Source organism: Streptomyces tailanensis (assembly GCF_008386495.1).
GTDB lineage: Bacteria > Actinomycetota > Actinomycetes > Streptomycetales > Streptomycetaceae > Streptomyces > Streptomyces tailanensis.
Genome location: NZ_VTHJ01000032.1, coordinates 67406 through 84294, shown reverse-complemented (window position 1 = coordinate 84294; position 16889 = coordinate 67406). Strand labels below are relative to the sequence as shown.

The following is a 16889-nucleotide window of genomic DNA, read 5'->3' as shown; positions in this document are numbered from 1 at the left end:
CCTCCGTGGCCTGATCGGGTCACTACCTCTTCCCGCATCACGCTGTGTGCGGGACGCTCGCATGTGGACGCACCCTTAAGAGGAGGCATCAAGTGGTCGACGCGGATCAGACATTCGTCATCGTCGGAGGTGGTCTCGCCGGCGCGAAGGCGGCCGAGACGCTCCGAGCGGAGGGCTTCAGCGGCCGCGTGATACTGATCTGCGACGAACGCGACCATCCGTACGAGCGCCCGCCGCTCTCCAAGGGCTATCTGCTCGGCAAGGAGGAACGCGACAGGGTTTTCGTCCACGAGCCCTCCTGGTATGCGCGCAACGACATCGAGCTGCACCTCGGCCAGACCGTCGACGCGATCGACCGCGCGGCGAAGACCGTCCGCTTCGGCGACGACGGCACCCTCGTCCACTACGACAAGCTGCTGCTCGCGACCGGCGCGGAACCGCGCCGCCTCGACATCCCCGGCACCAGCCTCGCCGGTGTCCACCATCTGCGCCGCCTGGCCCACGCCGAGCGCCTCAAGGGCGTCCTCGCCGCCCTCGGCCGTGACAACGGCCACATCGTCATCGCGGGCGCCGGCTGGATCGGCCTGGAGGTCGCGGCGGCGGCCCGCGAGTACGGGGCGGAGGTCACCGTCGTGGAGCCGGAACCCACCCCTCTGCACGGCGTCCTCGGCCCCGAACTCGGCAACCTCTTCGCCGAACTCCACCGCGAGCACGGGGTCCGCTTCGCGTTCGGCGCGAAGCTCACCGAGATCGTCGGCCAGGACGGCATGGTGCTGGCGGCCCGTACGGACACGGGGGAGGAGCACCCGGCCCACGACGTCCTCGCGGCCATCGGCGCGGCACCGCGCATCGGCCTCGCGGAGGCCTCCGGACTGGAGGTCGCCGACCGCGCGCACGGCGGGGGCATCGTGGTCGACGCACAGCTGCGTACGTCCGACCCCTCCATCTACGCGGCCGGTGACGTCGTCTCCTTCCCGCACGCCCTCTTCGACACCAGGCTGCGCGTGGAGCACTGGGCCAACGCGCTCAACGGCGGCCCGGCGGCCGCCCGCTCCATGCTCGGGCAGGACGTCACCTACGACCGTGTGCCGTACTTCTTCTCCGACCAGTACGACATGGGGATGGAGTACTCGGGCTGGGCGCCGCCCGGCTCGTACGACCAGGTGGTGATCCGGGGGGACGCAGGGAAGCGGGAGTTCATCGCGTTCTGGATGAAGGAGGGGAGGGTGCTGGCCGGGATGAACGTGAATGTGTGGGACGTCACGGAGACGATCCAGAAGCTGATCAGGTCCCGGGGGCGGGTGGATGTCGAGGCGCTCTCGAACCCTCAGGTGGCGTTGGACAGCCTTCTGGGCACCTCATAGCTGTCAGTGGACCACCGTAGAATCGCCCCGTGGCAGGACGGATCAACGACGAGGACGTGAAGGCGGTACGGGACGCGGTCCCGATCGACGCCGTGGTGTCCGAGTACCTCCAGCTGCGGAGCGCGGGCGGAGGGAACCTCAAGGGGCTCTGCCCGTTCCATGACGAGAAGTCGCCGTCCTTCCAGGTCAGCCCGAGCAAGGGACTCTTCCACTGCTTCGGCTGCCAGGAGGGCGGCGACACCATCACGTTCGTGATGAAGGTCGACCACCTGTCCTTCTCGGAGGCGGTGGAGCGCCTGGCCGCCCAGGCCGGGATCACCCTTCGCTACGAGGAGGGCGGATACAACCCCTCCCACCAGCGCGGTGAGCGGATCCGGCTGGTCGAGGCGCACAAGATCGCCGCCGAGTGGTACGCGGAGCAGCTGGCCGTCAGCCCCGAGGCCGACACGGGCCGGATGTTCCTCGCCGAGCGCGGCTTCGACCAGGCCGCCGCCGTCCACTTCGGCGTCGGCTACAGCCCCCAGGGCTGGGACCACCTCACCCGCTACCTCCGCGGCAAGGGCTTCGCCGACAAGGAGCTGATCCTCTCCGGGCTGTCGCAGGAGGGCCGCCGAGGCCCCATCGACCGCTTCCGGGGCCGCCTGATGTGGCCTATCCGCGACATCGCGGGAGACGTCGTCGGCTTCGGCGCCCGCAAGTTGTACGAGGCGGACAACGGGCCCAAGTACCTCAACACCCCCGACACGGCGCTCTACCGGAAGTCCCAGGTCCTGTACGGCATCGACCTCGCCAAGCAGCACATCGCCAAGACCAGCCGCGCCGTCGTCGTCGAGGGCTACACCGACGTCATGGCCTGCCACCTCGCCGGGGTGACGACGGCCATCGCCACCTGCGGTACGGCCTTCGGCAACGACCACATCAAGATCCTCCGCCGACTGCTGATGGACAACGGCTCGGCCCGCGTGATCTTCACCTTCGACGGCGACGCGGCCGGGCAGAAGGCAGCCCTGCGCGCCTTCGAGGACGACCAGAAGTTCGCCGCCGAGACGTACATCGCGATCGCGCCGGACGGCATGGACCCCTGCGACCTGCGGCTGGCCAAGGGCGACGAGGCGGTGGCGGACCTGGCCGAACCCCGTACTCCGCTCTTCGAGTTCGCGCTCCGCCAGATCGTCGCCCGCTATGACCTGGAGACCCCTGCGGGCCGGGCGGCCGCCCTCGACGAGGCCGCGCCCATCGTGGCCCGCATCAAGAACAGCGGCGCCCAGCACGAGGTCGCCGTGCAGCTCGCCGGCATGCTCGGCATCCTCGACACCCAGTTCGTCGTCAAGCGCGTCGCCCAGCTGGCCCGCTGGGCCCGCGACCGCGGCGGCAAGGGCCCCGCCCCGGCCCCGCGGGGCCCTGCCCAGCCGTACGAATCCACGCCCCGCCGCCCGTCCGGCCCCGCCCTCAACCTCCGCAACCCCGTCTACGCCACCGAACGCGAACTCCTCAAACTCGCCCTCCAGCGGCCCGAGTTGGTCGCCCCGGCGTTCGACGCGTACGGCGTCGACGAGTTCACCGCCGAGCCCTACGCGGCCGTACGCCAGACGATCATCGAGGCGGGCGGCGTCGAGTACGGCGCCGAGGACCCCCAGGAGTACCTGATCCGGGTCCGCGAGGCAGCTCCGGACGACTCGGTGCGCGCCACGGTGACCGAACTCGCGGTCGAAGCGATCATGCGCAAGACGGTCGACGAGGTCTACGCGGGCGCCCAGCTGGTCACCGTCCGCCGCCGCGCCGTCGAACGCCGCGTACGCGACGTCCAAAGTAGCCTCGCCCGAGCCGGCGCCCAGGGCGACCCAGCCACCCTGGCCGCCGTCCAGAACGAGCTCTGGGTCCTCCAGCAGTACGACCAGGCACTGCGGGAGAGGGGCCCGGAGGCGCTCTGAGAGGGCGCTCGGGGCCTGAACACCCCGGCGCCCATACCGAACCCGCGCTGATTTCACGCCGGATCCGCCCCTGCTCCGTACGCCCATAAAACGGTTTCATGCCCGCTCAGCGGCCCACTCGTACGGCACGGTAACCGTGCGGTCACGGACCGGACGCAAAAAGTCACCGCACGCCCCTCGTGGCGGCTGTGTGTCGTACTCCACACTGGGTTCCGGTGCCTGAGTCCTCGGAGCGCGGCCGACCCGTCCCCCACGGGTCCGAGATCCCCGCGGTTCCGCTCGATGAGTACGGGATGGACGGCGGCGAGGCCGCCCGCGCCATCCCAGACGTACCGCTGCCGTACGCCTCAGCAGCGACATTCCTGGAGGTCGCCCCCGTGCAGACCCAGACCCTCATACAGAACGACACCAGTACGGCCATCAGTACCGACGGCGCGGAGCCGGACGCGGAGACCGACGTGATCCACGCGGTGCCCGCCCAGAGCCGCGCCGCGCACCACCCCGAGGCGGCGCCGGAGGCCCCGCCCGGCCCCGACGAGCCACCGGCCGCCGTGGTGGAGCCCATCGAGACGGCCGATCCGCCCGAGCCCGTGGAGTTGCCGCGCAGCCGCCCGGACACCAGCGGCCCGTCCTCCGACCTGTTCCGCCAGTATCTGCGCGAGATCGGCCGCATCCCGCTCCTGACGGCGGCGGAGGAAGTGGAGCTCGCCCGCCGCGTCGAGGCCGGCCTCTTCGCCGAGGCGAAACTCGGCAACGCCACCGATCTCGACACCCAACTCGCCCTCGACCTCGACAAACTGGTCGTCATGGGCCGCATGGCCAAGCGCCGTCTCATCGAGGCGAACCTGCGGCTCGTCGTCTCGGTGGCGAAGCGTTACGTCGGCCGCGGCCTGACCATGCTGGACCTGGTCCAGGAGGGCAACCTGGGCCTCATCCGGGCCGTCGAGAAGTTCGACTACGCCCGTGGCTACAAGTTCTCGACCTACGCGACCTGGTGGATCCGCCAGGCCATGTCCCGCGCCCTGGCCGACCAGGCCCGCACGATCCGCGTCCCCGTCCACGTGGTCGAGTTGATCAACCGTGTCGTCCGCGTCCAACGCCGCATGCTCCAGGAACGCGGCTACGAACCCACTCCGGAGGAAGTGGCCGCCCACCTCGACCTCCTCCCCGAACGCGTCAGCGAAGTCCTCCGCCTCGCCCAGGAACCGGTGTCGTTGCACGCCCCGGTGGGCGAGGAGGACGACGTAGCCCTCGGCGACCTCATCGAAGACGGCGACGCCACGAGCCCCGTCGAATCGGCCGCGTTCCTGCTCCTGCGCGAACACCTGGAAGCGGTCCTGTCGACCCTCGGCGAACGAGAACGCAAGGTGGTCCAACTCCGCTACGGCCTGGCCGACGGCCGCCCCCGCACCCTGGAGGAGATAGGCCGCATCTTCGGCGTCACGAGGGAACGCATAAGGCAGATCGAGTCCAAAACCCTGAACAAACTCCGCGACCACGCCTTCGCAGACCAACTGAGGGGCTACCTGGACTGACGGCGCGCGGGAGAGCTCGGGGAGTTGCGCTTGGATGGCGGCTGCGGCTGGTTCGTGGTTGCTCGCGCAGTTCCCCGCGCCCCTCAAGGGGCGCGGGGAACTGCGCGACAAGCCCCCACTCACCCGCACCCGAACAACCACCCAAGGCCCCCTAGGGGGTCGAAGGGGCGCAGCCCCTGGGATGGGACGGGTAGGGGCGGCGGGGGCGAAAAAACCCACGCCTCACCCCCACGCCCCCTCAGTCCACCTCCGCCACCGCCTCCGCGAACTGCGCCTTGTACAACCGCGCATACGCCCCATCCGCCCCCAACAGCTCCCCATGCGCCCCCTGCTCGACGATCGCCCCGTCCTCCATCACCAGAATCGCGTCCGCATCCCGAATCGTCGACAACCGATGCGCGATCACGAACGACGTCCGCCCATGCGCAAGCTTCGCCATCGCCTTCTGAATCAACACCTCCGTACGCGTGTCGACCGACGACGTCGCCTCGTCCAGCACAAGAATCACCGGATCCGACAAAAACGCCCGAGCAATGGTGATCAGCTGCTTCTCACCCGCACTGACCCCCGTCCCCTCATCGTCGATCACGGTGTCGTACCCGTCCGGCAATGTCCGGATGAACCGATCCGCGTGCGCGGCCCGAGCCGCCTCCTCGATCTCCCCCCGCGTCACCTTCCGCGCGGCCGAGGCGCCGTACGCGATGTTCTCCGCGATGGACCCCCCGAACAGCCAGGTGTCCTGAAGCACCATCCCGATCCCGTCCCGAAGCTCGTCCCGGGACATGGACGCGATGTCGACCCCGTCCAGGGTGATCCGCCCACCGGTGACGTCGTAGAACCGCATCAACAGGTTCACCAGAGTCGTCTTCCCGGCCCCCGTCGGCCCCACGATCGCCACCGTCTGCCCCGGCTCGACGACCAGCGACAGATCCTCGATCAACGGCTTGTCGGCGTCGTACCGGAAGGACACCCCTTCCAGCGCCACCCGCCCCCGCAGCTCCTCCGGCCGTACCCCGGGCACGGCGTCGGCCTCCTGCTCCTCCGCGTCGAGCACCTCGAAGACCCGCTCGGCGGAGGCGACCCCGGACTGCACGAGGTTCGCCATCGACGCGACCTGCGTCAGCGGCATCGAGAACTGCCGCGAGTACTGGACGAAGGCCTGCACGTCACCGATGGACAGGGCGCCGGACGCGACCCGCAGCCCGCCCGCCACGGCCACCAGCACATAGTTGAGGTTCGACACGAAGAACATCAGCGGCTGCATGACCCCGCTGTTGAACTGGGCCTTGAACCCGGCCTCGTACAGCCGCTCGTTCTCCTCCGCGAACTGCCGCGCCGACTCCTCCTGCCGCCCGAACACCTTCACGAGCGTGTGCCCGGTGTACATCTCCTCGATATGGGCGTTGAGCTTCCCGGTGGTCCGCCACTGCGCGACGAAGTGCGGCTGGGACCGCTTGCCGACCCGGGTGGCCACATAGAACGACAGCGGTACGGTCACCAGCGCCACCAGCGCGAGCAGCGGCGACACCCAGAACATCATCACCAGCACACCCACGATGGTGAGCAGCGAGTTGACGAGCTGCCCCATCGACTGCTGCAAGGTCTGACCGATGTTGTCGATGTCGTTCGTCGCCCGGCTCAGCACCTCACCCCGCTGCCGCCGGTCGAAGTACGACAGCGGCAGCCGCGACAGCTTCGCCTGGAGTTCCTCGCGCATCCGGTACATGGTCCGGTTGATGGCCCGGTTGGAGAGCCGGGTGGCCGCCGCCATCAGCAGCCCGGCCACCAGGAAGATGCCGAGGGCAACCAGCAGTACGCCGCCGACGGCCCCGAAGTCGATGCCCTCGCCGGGGGTGAAGTCGGTGCCGGACAGCATGTCGGCCACCCCGCCGTCCCCACGCTCCCGCAGGCCGTCGAGTACCTCGGCCTTGGTCTGCCCGGCCGGCATCTCCCGCCCGACGACCCCCGCGAACACGAGGTCGGTCGCCTTGCCGAGGATCCACGGCCCCAGCACCGAAAGACCGACGCTGAGCACCGCGCACACGACCATCGCGTACATGGTGAACCGCTCCGGCCTGAACTGCGCGAGCAGCCGCTTCCCGGACCCCTTGAAGTCCATGGAGTGCTGATCGGGGCCGCCTCCGGTCCCGGCCATCCGTGCCAACGGCCCGGCCATCAGGCTGCCTCCGCTTCCGTGAGCTGGGAGAGCACGATCTCCCGGTAGGTCTCGTTGTCGGCCATCAGCTCGTGGTGGCGCCCGGTGCCGACGACCCGGCCCTCGTCGAGGACGACGATCCGGTCGGCGTCCCGGATGGTCGCCACCCGCTGGGCGACGATCACGACGGTCGCCTCCGCGGTCTCCCGCCCCAGCGCGGCGCGCAGGGCCGCGTCGGTCGCGTAGTCGAGCGCGGAGAAGGAGTCGTCGAACAGATAGATCCCCGGCCGCTGCACCAGCGTCCGCGCGATCGCGAGCCGCTGCCGCTGCCCACCGGACACATTCGTCCCGCCCTGCGCGATCGGTGCGTCGAGCCCGCCGTCCAGCCGCTCGACGAACTCCTTCGCCTGCGCCACCTCCAACGCGTGCCACAACTCCTCGTCGGTGGCGTCCGGATTGCCGTACCGCAGGTTCGTCGCCACGGTCCCCGAGAAGAGGTACGGCTTCTGCGGTACGAGCCCGACCGCGCCGGCCAGCAGCCGCGGCTCGATCCGGCGTACGTCGACACCGTCCACGAGGACCTCGCCCTCGGTGACGTCGAACAGCCGGGGGACCAGGCCGAGCAGCGTCGATTTCCCGCTGCCCGTGGACCCGATGACGGCGGTCGTCTCACCAGGCCGCGCCACCACGTCGATCGACTTGAGCACGGGCTCCTCGGCACCCGGGTAGCGGAACCCGGCCCCCCGGATCTCCAGGAACCCGCGCCGCCGCAGCTCCCGTACGGGCTCGGCGGGCGGCACGACACTGGTCTCGGTGTCGAGGACCTCCTGGATGCGCTCGGCGCACACCTCGGCGCGCGGCATCATCATGAACATGAAGGTGGCCATCATCACGGCCATGACGATCTGCATCAGATAGGCGAGGAACGCGGTGAGCGCGCCGATCTCCATCCCGCCGCTGTCGATCCGGTGGGCGCCGAACCACACCACCGCGATCGACGAGAAGTTGATGACCGTCATCACGATCGGGAACATCAGCGCCAGCATCCGCCCGGTCCCCAGGGACACCTCGGTGAGGTCGGCGTTCGCCTTCCGGAAGCGGTCCTTCTCGTAGTCGTCCTTCACGAAGGCCCGGATGACCCGGTTGCCGGTGATCTGCTCGCGCAGCACCCGGTTCACGGTGTCGAGCCGCTCCTGCATCGTCCGGAACAGGGGGCGCAACCGGCGCACGATCAGGCTGACGGAGATGCCGAGCACTGGTACGACGGCCAGCAGCACCCCCGACAACGGCACATCAAGGCCGAGCGCCAGCACGATGCCGCCCACACACATGATCGGCGCCGACACCACCAGCGTGAACGTCATCAGCACCAGCATCTGGACCTGCTGCACATCGTTCGTCGTCCGCGTGATCAGCGACGGTGCCCCGAAGTGGCCCACCTCACGCGCCGAGAACGACTGCACCCGGTCGAACACCGCCGCCCGCAAGTCCCGGCCGACCGCGGCCGCCGTACGGGCGCCGTAGTACACGGCCCCGATGCTGCAGACGACCTGGACGAGCGAGATCCCGATCATGATCGCCCCGAAGGCCAGGATGTAGCCCGTGTCCCCCTTCACCACGCCCTGGTCGATGATGTCCGCGTTCAGCGTGGGCAGGTAGAGAGTGGCGCACGTCTGCACGAACTGCAGCAGCACCAGCAGAGCGATGGGTTTCTTGTACGGACGAAGATGACTTCTCAGCAGTCGTATGAGCACGCGAGCTCTCTCGGAGTCGACAACGGGGATGGGATGCACCACCCCCCATCGTCGAACACTCCACCCGCGTTACCTCAACTGAATTAACCCATCGGTGAAGGCGCGGTGCCGCACCGGCGAGGGTGATTCAGGGGCGATCAGGGGTGATCAGGCCCGAAACGCCCCGGGGTGAGTCTGCTCACGAACCGCGACGTACTGCTGCCGAACCGCCTGCCCCACGGCCAGCTCGTCCCCCGGCTCCAGCACCTGCGCGGCCGCCCCCGGCCACACCGGCGGCGTACGGGGATCAAGCGTCCCCTGTGTCACCCCGAGCGCCCACGCCGCCTGCCGAGCGGCCCCCACGGCCGCGTAGTCCGCCGGCTGCGGCACGACGACCTGCACCCCGAACAGCGCGGGCGCCGCGGCCTGCACTGCCGGCAGCTCCGCAGCCGCACCGAGCAGGAAGATCCGCCGTACGTCGACCCCCCGCCCTCGTAGTACGTCCAGCGCGTCCGCGAGCCCGCACAGCATCCCCTCGAACGCGGCCCGCGCGAAGTGCTCCGGCTTCATGGACTCCCGCCGCAGCCCGGCCAGCGTCCCCGCCGTGTGCGGCAGATTCGGCGTCCGCTCACCCTCCAGATACGGCAGCATCACCAGCCCGTGCGACCCCGGCGTCGACTTCATCGCCAGGTCGGACAGCCCCTCCAGATCGGGCACGCCCAGCAGCTCGGAGGCCCCCCGCAGCGTCCGTACGGCGTTGAGGGTGGTGACGACCGGCAGATGCATGCCGGTGGCGTCGGCCAGCGACGTGATCATCCCGCTGGAGTCGACGAGCGCCTCGGTGTGGACGGCCATGACGGACCCGGAGGCCCCCAGCGACACCACCGCGTCCCCGAGCCCGATGCCGAGCCCGAACGCGGCGGCCATGGTCTCCCCGGTGCCGGCGGAGATGAGGAGCCCCTCCGGCGTCGTACCGGCGGCGTCCGAGGGCCCGAGCACCTCGGGAAGCATGACCTGATGCCCGAGCGCCATCTCGACGAGATCGGTCCGGTACTGCCCGGTCGCCGCGCACCAGTACCCGGTCCCCGAGGCGCCGCCCCGGTCGGTGGTCCGCCGGATCGGCCGCCCCAGCAACTGCCACACCAGCCAGTCGTGGGCCTGCATGAGCACAGCTGTCCGCATCGCGGCATCCGGCTCCGTACGGCTCATCCAGCGCAGCTTGGTCACCGGCTGCGCGGCCCCCGGCACACACCCCACGGCCTCCGCCCAGGCGCCCCGCCCGCCGAGCGCGTCGACGAGGTCGGCCGCCGCGACCTGCGCCCGCTTGTCACCGCCGACCATCGCCGGACGCACGGTGTTGCCCTGCGCGTCCAGCGCGATCAGCCCGTTCTGTTGCGACGACACCCCGATCGCCTGCACACCTTCGAGCAGCCCGCCGGTGGCCGCCTCCCCCAGGGACAGCAGCCACGCCTGTGGATCGACGTCCGAAGGGCGCCCCCCGCCCTCGGTCGACTCCAACGGGTGCGGGGCATACCCCTGCCTGAGCACGGCCCCTGTGTCCGAGTCACAGACGACAATGCGCGTAAAATCGGGCGAACTATCCAGCCCGGCCACTATCCCCATGGCAGAAATTCTGCCGCACGGGAAGGGGTGGAAGTGCCGCCCCGTGGCCCGCCCGACGCGATGCGGTCCCTATGTATCGCTGGTCCCCCAGTCGTCCCCGGCGGAGCCGTTCGCGTTGCGCTCGCGCAGGGAGCGAACTCGCTCGGCGACCGACTCGGGCACCCGGTCCCCGACCTTCTCGCTGACCACGTGGTACGCCTTGCCGGCGATCTCGCGCCCCTGCTGGGCGGCCGACTCGGCGGTGTTGCGCACGGCGGGGTTCTGCGCGAACTGCCGCGCGGACTTCTTCAGCTGCTCGTAACGCTCGCGCCCGGCTCGTGTGCCCAGCACGTAACCCAGGGCCAGTCCGGCGATGAATGTGAGCCGATAGCGCATGCGGCCACCCTTCCTTGCGTCTGCGTACCTGCGACTGCGGTACTTGCGACTGCGTACTGACTGCGTACTTGCGTCTGCGTCGGTCCCTCGCGTCGCCCCGCTCGGGCGCCGGGCGCGGGGGATACCGATTGGCGGAGCACCCCCCTGCTTGCGCTAATGTATGTGTCGCAGCGAGCGCACGCCCCCTGGCGAATACCCAGGTAGGTACGTTCGATGCAACGAGGCATTCCTCCGTAGCTCAATTGGCAGAGCAGCCGGCTGTTAACCGGCAGGTTACTGGTTCGAGTCCAGTCGGGGGAGCTCGGTCCTCCGTAGCTCAATTGGCAGAGCAGCCGGCTGTTAACCGGCAGGTTACTGGTTCGAGTCCAGTCGGGGGAGCAGCCTGAACAAGGACCCCGTAGGGGTCCTTTTTCATGTCCGGTTTCATGTCCGGGGGAACCGCGGGGGGCGCTTCCGAGTCCTCAAGGTCAAGAAGCGCATGCGAAGGCCGACCATCCGAAGCAGGAGATCGTATGAGCGGCTATGCTGCGGCAGACGGCGCGCACACATGTACGCGACACGCCGTACGGGGCGGTAGCTCAGCCGGTTAGAGCAGCGGACTCATAATCCGTCGGCCGTGGGTTCGAGTCCCACCCGCCCCACTTCAGCAGGTCTCTGACCTGCGGAAACGTTCTTCTTTGGCTGGCGGAGCGTCAACTTTGCCTGAACGGACTGAATCCGCTGCTCGCGAGTTTGGAGTCGGTTCGGCCTGCGTCAGCTGGTGGGCGCCTGACCTGCACGAATGCGTCAGGTGTGGGGCTGGGGAGGCTTGTGTTGCTGGGCCGTGCTGCGGTGGTGGCACGAATTGAGGCCACCGTGAGGCCGGTGGTGACGAGGACAGGGCTGTCGACGGGTCTGCGCTCGGGCTGGTGCAGGTGGGTCGACGCGTTCGATGTGGCGGTCGTCCGGGTTCGCGGCACGCGAGATGTGTGTCGCGGTGGGGCCAGGAACTGCCCCAAGAGGAAACGGCCCCGGGCGGTCACTCGGTCCTCTCGTGTGGTGCCGCGTGGTTCATGCGGTCAGGACATCGGGGCGGTCGAAGACGGGTCTCGTCCAGCTGCTCGGGTTACGGACCGCCGGTAGCTGGTGTTTCGATGCCCGGTCACTGTCGGTGTGACAGCCGCGTCTTCGGCGAACGCGTCTCAGATGGATCACCTCCGTTCGCGGGGAGAGCGCGAATCTTGCGCCCGGCCGCCTCTGACCTGCGGAAACGTCTGATCGGGTGTGCGGATTCAGGGCTTTGGGTCAACAGACTGAATCCGCCGCTCGCGAGTTCAACTCGTTACCGCTGGCGCTAGTTCGAACAGCTCTGATCTGCAAAGACGTGTCGGCACACCACCAGAGCAAGCTGCTGTAGGGGCGCGTGCGAGGGTCTGAACGCTGAATTCGGGACGCTGGCAGGATGTAGGTGATCGCTCGGGCTGCCTGCGGCGAGACGGTGCGGTGTGGCGACGGGGCGCTACCACGATTGGATCGCTGAGCTGCCGCCGCGGCCGAGCCGAGCGCCGGGGAAACGACCCGTATTGAAAACTGTCCAGAGCGCACCGCCCTCAGCCTCTCCAGCCTCGCGTTGGTCACTCCCAGTGGCGAGTGGGCGATGCCGATGCTCGATTCGCCCGGGACCCCGGAAGGGGTTCTCGACATCCGGCTCGAACGGGGAACCTGTCGAACTTCCGTCCCGTCGCCCTCGGGATCGCGGTCGTCGCGTCCTGATCTTCCGGCTGCGTCGGAGCGTCCTGCGCACCTTGGGCGTGTGCGGAAGCGGCAACCGAAATGCTGGTAGTGCCGCGTTTCCCCGATCGGTTGCCGCCGGCGTTCAACGGTGTCCGGCGCCTGGTGCGCTGCAATGCTCTGGGGCTGCGCTGTCCAGCACCGTCCTATAGGCCACGACTACAGCTTGGACGCGGTCACGCAGGCGCCTTGGTCAGGATGCGGGAGACGTGGGTCTTCACGGTTGTTTCGGACAGGTGGAGCCGGGCGGCGAGTTCGGTGTTGCTCAGGCCCTGGGCCAGCAGGCGCAGGACTTCGAGTTCGCGTGGTGTGAGTGCGGTGAGGTCGGGGGCGGTTCGACCGGCTCGGCATTCCAGGCGGTAGGTGCGGGGTGAGGGTCCTTGCCGTGTGTGTTTCTGGCGGCGTGTCCGCGCCCGACTCCGACGAATCGCTCCACGAGGCGGCGGGTGATGGACGGGGCGAGAAGGGCGTCTCCGGTGCGGATCAGGCGGACGGCCGCGACGAGGTGTTTCAGCGTGACGTCCTTGAGCAGGAAGCCGCTGGCGCCAGCGGCCAGGGCGTCGTACACCAACTGGTCGAGGTCGAACGTCGTCAAGATGATCACGCGCGGTTCGCCGGGAGTGCCGGTTAGGAGGCGGCGGGTGGCTTCGAGACCGTCGAGTCCCGGCATGCGGATGTCCATCAGGACGACATCGGGGCGGGTTCGCTTGACGGCTTCGACGGCCTCGGTGCCGTCACTCGCCTCGGCGACCACGTCGATGCCGTGAGGGTGCACGCGGCATCGTCCCCCTCGGCCACGCCGCCTTCGCTCTCCTCCTGGGCATCGTTCCGGGCCTGGTCCTCCGCCGCACCGTGCCCGCGATGGCCGCCACGCTCGCGGTCCTTGCCGCCGTCCAGCTCGCCATGCCGCTGTGGGTCCGGCCACATCTGGCGGCGCCGAGAGCATCACCGTGCCGTTCACCGCGGACACCATGGCGGGCCTCGGCATCGACTCGGTGACCCAGGTGGACATCGACAATCCCGGGGCCTGGGTCGTCTCCGAGCACACCCTCGACGCCTCCGGCCACACAGCCGCCCACCTGCCCGCCGCCTACGCCGACTGCGACTCGCCCCTGGCCTGCCTCACCACCCTCTCCGAGGCCGGATACCACCAGCGGGTCACCTACCCAGCCCGCCGACAACTTCTGGACCCTTCAGTGGGCCGAGACCGGCATCTACTTCGGCCTCGCCGCCGCCCTGGGCCACTTCTGCGTCTGGCGGATCCGTCTCCGCCCGGCCTGACATGCCTCACGTGCCGGTGTCCACCCGCGAGGAACTGTCGTCCAGCTCATCTGCCGTCCGCCCTATGGTCCATTCTGTCCACGTTGTCGGACGCGCTGGGCTGGGAGGACACCACGGCCGCTTTGCCGGTGCCCGGTGATTCGGGGGTCGTCCGTGACGTCGTACCGCTTCACGTACGCCCCGAGGAATGCCTGCAGTGTGGCAACGGCGGGGATGGCGATGAGCGCGCCGGCGGCGCCGAGGAGCGCGGTGCCCGCGATGACTGATCCGAAGGCGACGGCCGGGTGGATGTCGACGGTCCTGGCGGTCAGTCTGGGTTGAAGCACGTAGTTCTCGAACTGCTGGTAGGCCACAACGAAGACGAGGACCCAGAGCGCGTACCAGGGGTCGACGGTGAAGGCGATCAGCATCGGCAACGCCCCCGCCAGGTAGGTGCCGATGGCGGGGATGAACTGCGAGACCAGACCGACCCAGACGGCGAGTACGGGGGCGTAGGGGACGCCAAGTGCCTGGAGGAGTATGTAGTGCGCAATGGCGGAGACGAGCGCCATCAGGCCGCGCGAGTAGATGTACCCGCCGGTCTTGTCGACGGCGATCTCTTAGGCACGCAGCACCTCGGCCTGCTTGGCGGGCGGCAGCACGGAGCACAGCGCGCGCCGCAGTCGTGGACTGTCGGCGGCGAAGTAGAACGAGAACAGCGTGATCGTCAGGAGTCGGAAGAGACCGCCGAGGACCTGGGCGGAGACGTCCAGAGCTTCGGTGGCGCTGTTCTGCACGTAGTCGCGCAGCCAGTCGGATCGGAGCAGGTTCTCCTGTATGTCCACCCGCTTCAGCTCGGTGTCGAAGTGTGTGTTGATCCAGCTGATGACGGAGTCGAGGTAGGCCGGGAACCCCTCGATCATCTTGATGATCTGGCCCGCGAGCAGGGAGCCGAGCAGCGTCACGAAGCCGACGGACACGATGACGAGGCCGAGGAAGACCAGGAAGGTGGCCAGCCCCCTGCGCAGCCCGTGAGATGCCATCCGACTGACCGCGGGTTCGATGGCGAGCGCGAGGAAGAACGCGATCAGGACGTTGACCAGCAGCCCCAGGAGCTGGTGGAACGCCCAGCCGCCAAGTTGGAACACGGCGACCAGCGAGAAGGCCAGCACCATGGCACGTGGCAGCCGGCGTGGCATGTGCGTGCCGGGTACTGCGGACTGCGTGGGAGGCGGGACGCCTGGCGCCGAGCCGACCGCGGACGCGTGCGGGGCGGTCTGCCCGGTCTCGTCTGTGCGCGCCACGCTGCAGGTCTCGCCTACGCCGTGCCGCGCTCGGACTGCGCCCCCTGATGCAGCCCGCTGTCGGTCTATGGCCTGCTGCCTTGCTCGGGTGTTCCGGCCGTACCACCGGGGTGTTCGGGGGCCCCGGTGGACCGCTGGTCCGTGCCGGAGGCGGTGCCGCCGGCTGAGTTGGTGGTCTCGCCCTGGACGACCTGGGGCGCCGCGTCGGCCTGGGCTTCGTCGTTCTTCATGGCACGGGCCTCGGCTTTCAGGATGCGGGCGGCCTTACCTGCGGAGCGGGCGAGGTCGGGGAGCTTCTTGGCGGCGAGGACAGCTATGACGACGATGAGGATGACGGCGACTTCGCTCAGTCCGAACATGCGGGTCCTGTCTTCTGCGTACGGCCCGGACCGGTATGGCCCGAGCCGGCTGGAGGGCTGCCGGGTGCAGGGGTGCCCTGGTCTACAGGTGGGTGGAGATGGACGGCAGCAGGTCCTGGAAGGTGCGGCCGGTGGCGGGTTCGCCGATGGCCTTCATCTGCCAGCCGCCGCCGGTGCGGTGGACCTTGGCCATGATCTGGGCCGTGTGGTTGCCGCCGCCGGTGAGGGTGTAGCGGGCCAGTTCGGCGCCCGTCGTCTCGTCGACCAGGCGGCAGAAGGCGTTCTGCACTTCGCCGAAGGTCTGACCGGTGAAGGAGTTGACGGTGAAGACAATCTGGTCGATGCGTGCGGACACGCGGGCCAGGTCGACGAGGATGGCTTCGTCGTCACCTCCGGCCCCGGCTCCGCCGGTGAGGTTGTCGCCCGTGTGCCGGACGGAGCCGTCGTCGCTGACCAGATGCTGGAAGAAGACGACGTCGATCGGCTGACCGGCGGCGAAGAGTACGGCCGAGGCGTCCAGGTCGATTTCGGCTCCGCCTCCGGTGAGCTTGGCGAGGAAACCCTTGCGGGGCACTGCCTGCCAGCCGAGACCCATCCGGACCGAGGTCAGTGCGGTGCCGTCGGCTTTGCTCAGGTTGATCTGCTGGCCCTTGGTCATGTTGACCGACATGCGGGGTGGTTCTCCTTCGGGTCTGCTGGGTTGTTGTTGTCTGTGCACCGTCCGGAGCGGTTCGCTCGGCCGTCCGAGCCGGCGACCGCTAGCCGGCGAGCGGGGGATCGTTCCCGGGCTCGGTCGTGGGGGTGTTGGGCAACGGTGTCTTGGGCGGCGCAGGTTGGAGCGTCGGATCCTCGCGTATGCAGCGGCGCAAATGTGGCAGCATGCCGCGCTCCAACAGGGCCTGCCGCCAGTCCAGCCGGGTCTGTTCCAGCCGTGCGGGGTGCACGGAGTTGCCACGCTTGCGTATCGCCGCGCCGAGCAGCGCGGCCACGGCGAGGTAGGCACTCAGGGCCGCGACGGATGCGAGGATCCAGCCGGCGGTTATGAGGGACTCGAGCAATGCCCCGTGCACGGTCACTTGGAGCACGTAGCCGAGTACGAGCAGGATCGCGGCGGACGATACGGCTACGGGCGGAGTGAGCGCCGCCAGGGTCGGCAGCAGTCCGGCATGCGCGGACCGACCCGGCTTGCGCTGATCAGGCTGTTCGGCGGACGTGTTCAGGGCGCGACATGAGAGGTAGGTGCCGTAATCGTTCTGTGCCGCGGCCGTGATCCTGTCGGCGTCTGCCAGCGCCCGGACGCGTAGTCGTCGCGCGGCCAGGCCGGTCGGATCGGTGCGCAGGACGTTGCAGATGTCCGCCGTGTTCAGAGCCAGGTGCAGTACGGCTTCGAAGTCCGCCCGGTCCTCGGGGCGAAGGCCGGTCGGGTCGGCCACATGGTCTCCTGCGACTGGGGGCACTGCGTTGCCGGACGAGGGTGTGC

10 protein-coding genes, 3 tRNA genes and 2 pseudogenes are annotated in these 16889 nt (G+C 69.1%); 6 read left to right on the top strand and 9 right to left on the bottom strand.

What is annotated here, in order from left to right; genetic code table 11:
- Positions 1-92: 92 nt before the first annotated feature.
- The 3 genes from F3T56_RS25040 to F3T56_RS25030 all read left to right on the top strand — a co-directional run bounded on the left by F3T56_RS25040 (position 93) and on the right by F3T56_RS25030 (position 4830).
- Positions 93-1364: an NAD(P)/FAD-dependent oxidoreductase gene (locus tag F3T56_RS25040; RefSeq protein WP_149827621.1), complete on the top strand. Its 1272-nt coding sequence runs from the start codon at positions 93-95 to the stop codon at positions 1362-1364.
- Positions 1365-1393: 29 nt separating this feature from the next.
- Positions 1394-3295, top strand: coding sequence for a DNA primase (gene dnaG, locus F3T56_RS25035; protein WP_149827620.1), 1902 nt, complete (start codon positions 1394-1396; stop codon positions 3293-3295).
- A 215-nt stretch (positions 3296-3510) separates the two neighbouring features.
- Positions 3511-4830: an RNA polymerase sigma factor gene (locus tag F3T56_RS25030; RefSeq protein ID WP_149827619.1), complete on the top strand. Its 1320-nt coding sequence runs from the start codon at positions 3511-3513 to the stop codon at positions 4828-4830.
- A gap of 238 nt (positions 4831-5068) precedes the next feature.
- Here F3T56_RS25030 and F3T56_RS25025 read toward each other — a convergent pair whose 3' ends face one another.
- From F3T56_RS25025 to F3T56_RS25010, 4 genes are all read right to left on the bottom strand, one after another.
- Positions 5069-7006: an ABC transporter ATP-binding protein gene (locus F3T56_RS25025; RefSeq protein ID WP_149827618.1), complete on the bottom strand. Its 1938-nt coding sequence runs from the start codon at positions 7004-7006 to the stop codon at positions 5069-5071.
- Positions 7006-8739: an ABC transporter ATP-binding protein gene (locus tag F3T56_RS25020; protein ID WP_149827617.1), complete on the bottom strand. Its 1734-nt coding sequence runs from the start codon at positions 8737-8739 to the stop codon at positions 7006-7008. The genes F3T56_RS25025 and F3T56_RS25020 overlap by 1 nt, the downstream gene beginning before the upstream one ends.
- Positions 8740-8886: 147 nt before the next feature.
- Positions 8887-10341 (bottom strand): FGGY family carbohydrate kinase, encoded by a 1455-nt coding sequence (locus tag F3T56_RS25015; RefSeq protein WP_149827616.1) that lies wholly within the window; start codon positions 10339-10341, stop codon positions 8887-8889.
- 69 nt (positions 10342-10410) lie between these two features.
- Positions 10411-10716 carry a YtxH domain-containing protein gene (locus F3T56_RS25010; RefSeq protein ID WP_149827615.1) on the bottom strand — a complete coding sequence of 102 codons (306 nt, stop codon included), beginning with the start codon at positions 10714-10716 and terminating at the stop codon, positions 10411-10413.
- Positions 10717-10943: 227 nt separating this feature from the next.
- Here F3T56_RS25010 and F3T56_RS25005 point away from each other — a divergent pair.
- From F3T56_RS25005 to F3T56_RS24995, 3 genes are all read left to right on the top strand, one after another.
- A tRNA-Asn gene (locus F3T56_RS25005) sits at positions 10944-11016 on the top strand.
- Between the two features lie 5 nt (positions 11017-11021).
- Positions 11022-11094: transfer RNA gene (locus F3T56_RS25000), tRNA-Asn, on the top strand.
- Positions 11095-11283: 189 nt separating this feature from the next.
- A tRNA-Ile gene (locus F3T56_RS24995) sits at positions 11284-11357 on the top strand.
- Positions 11358-12571: 1214 nt separating this feature from the next.
- On the opposite strand, the pseudogene F3T56_RS24990 reads toward F3T56_RS24995, so the two are convergent.
- The 5 genes and pseudogenes from F3T56_RS24990 to F3T56_RS24965 form a co-directional block, all read right to left on the bottom strand.
- Positions 12572-13261 (bottom strand): annotated as a pseudogene (locus F3T56_RS24990) (response regulator).
- Between the two features lie 568 nt (positions 13262-13829).
- A pseudogene (locus F3T56_RS24980) lies at positions 13830-15050 on the bottom strand (AI-2E family transporter).
- A 65-nt stretch (positions 15051-15115) separates the two neighbouring features.
- Complete coding sequence (locus tag F3T56_RS24975; RefSeq protein ID WP_149827613.1) at positions 15116-15409, bottom strand: twin-arginine translocase TatA/TatE family subunit; 294 nt, start codon at positions 15407-15409, stop codon at positions 15116-15118.
- 82 nt (positions 15410-15491) lie between these two features.
- A complete protein-coding gene (locus F3T56_RS24970; RefSeq protein ID WP_149827612.1) occupies positions 15492-16079 on the bottom strand; it encodes a TerD family protein in 588 nt (195 codons plus the stop codon).
- 88 nt (positions 16080-16167) lie between these two features.
- Positions 16168-16842, bottom strand: coding sequence for a hypothetical protein (locus tag F3T56_RS24965; protein ID WP_216373003.1), 675 nt, complete (start codon positions 16840-16842; stop codon positions 16168-16170).
- Positions 16843-16889 lie beyond the last annotated feature (47 nt).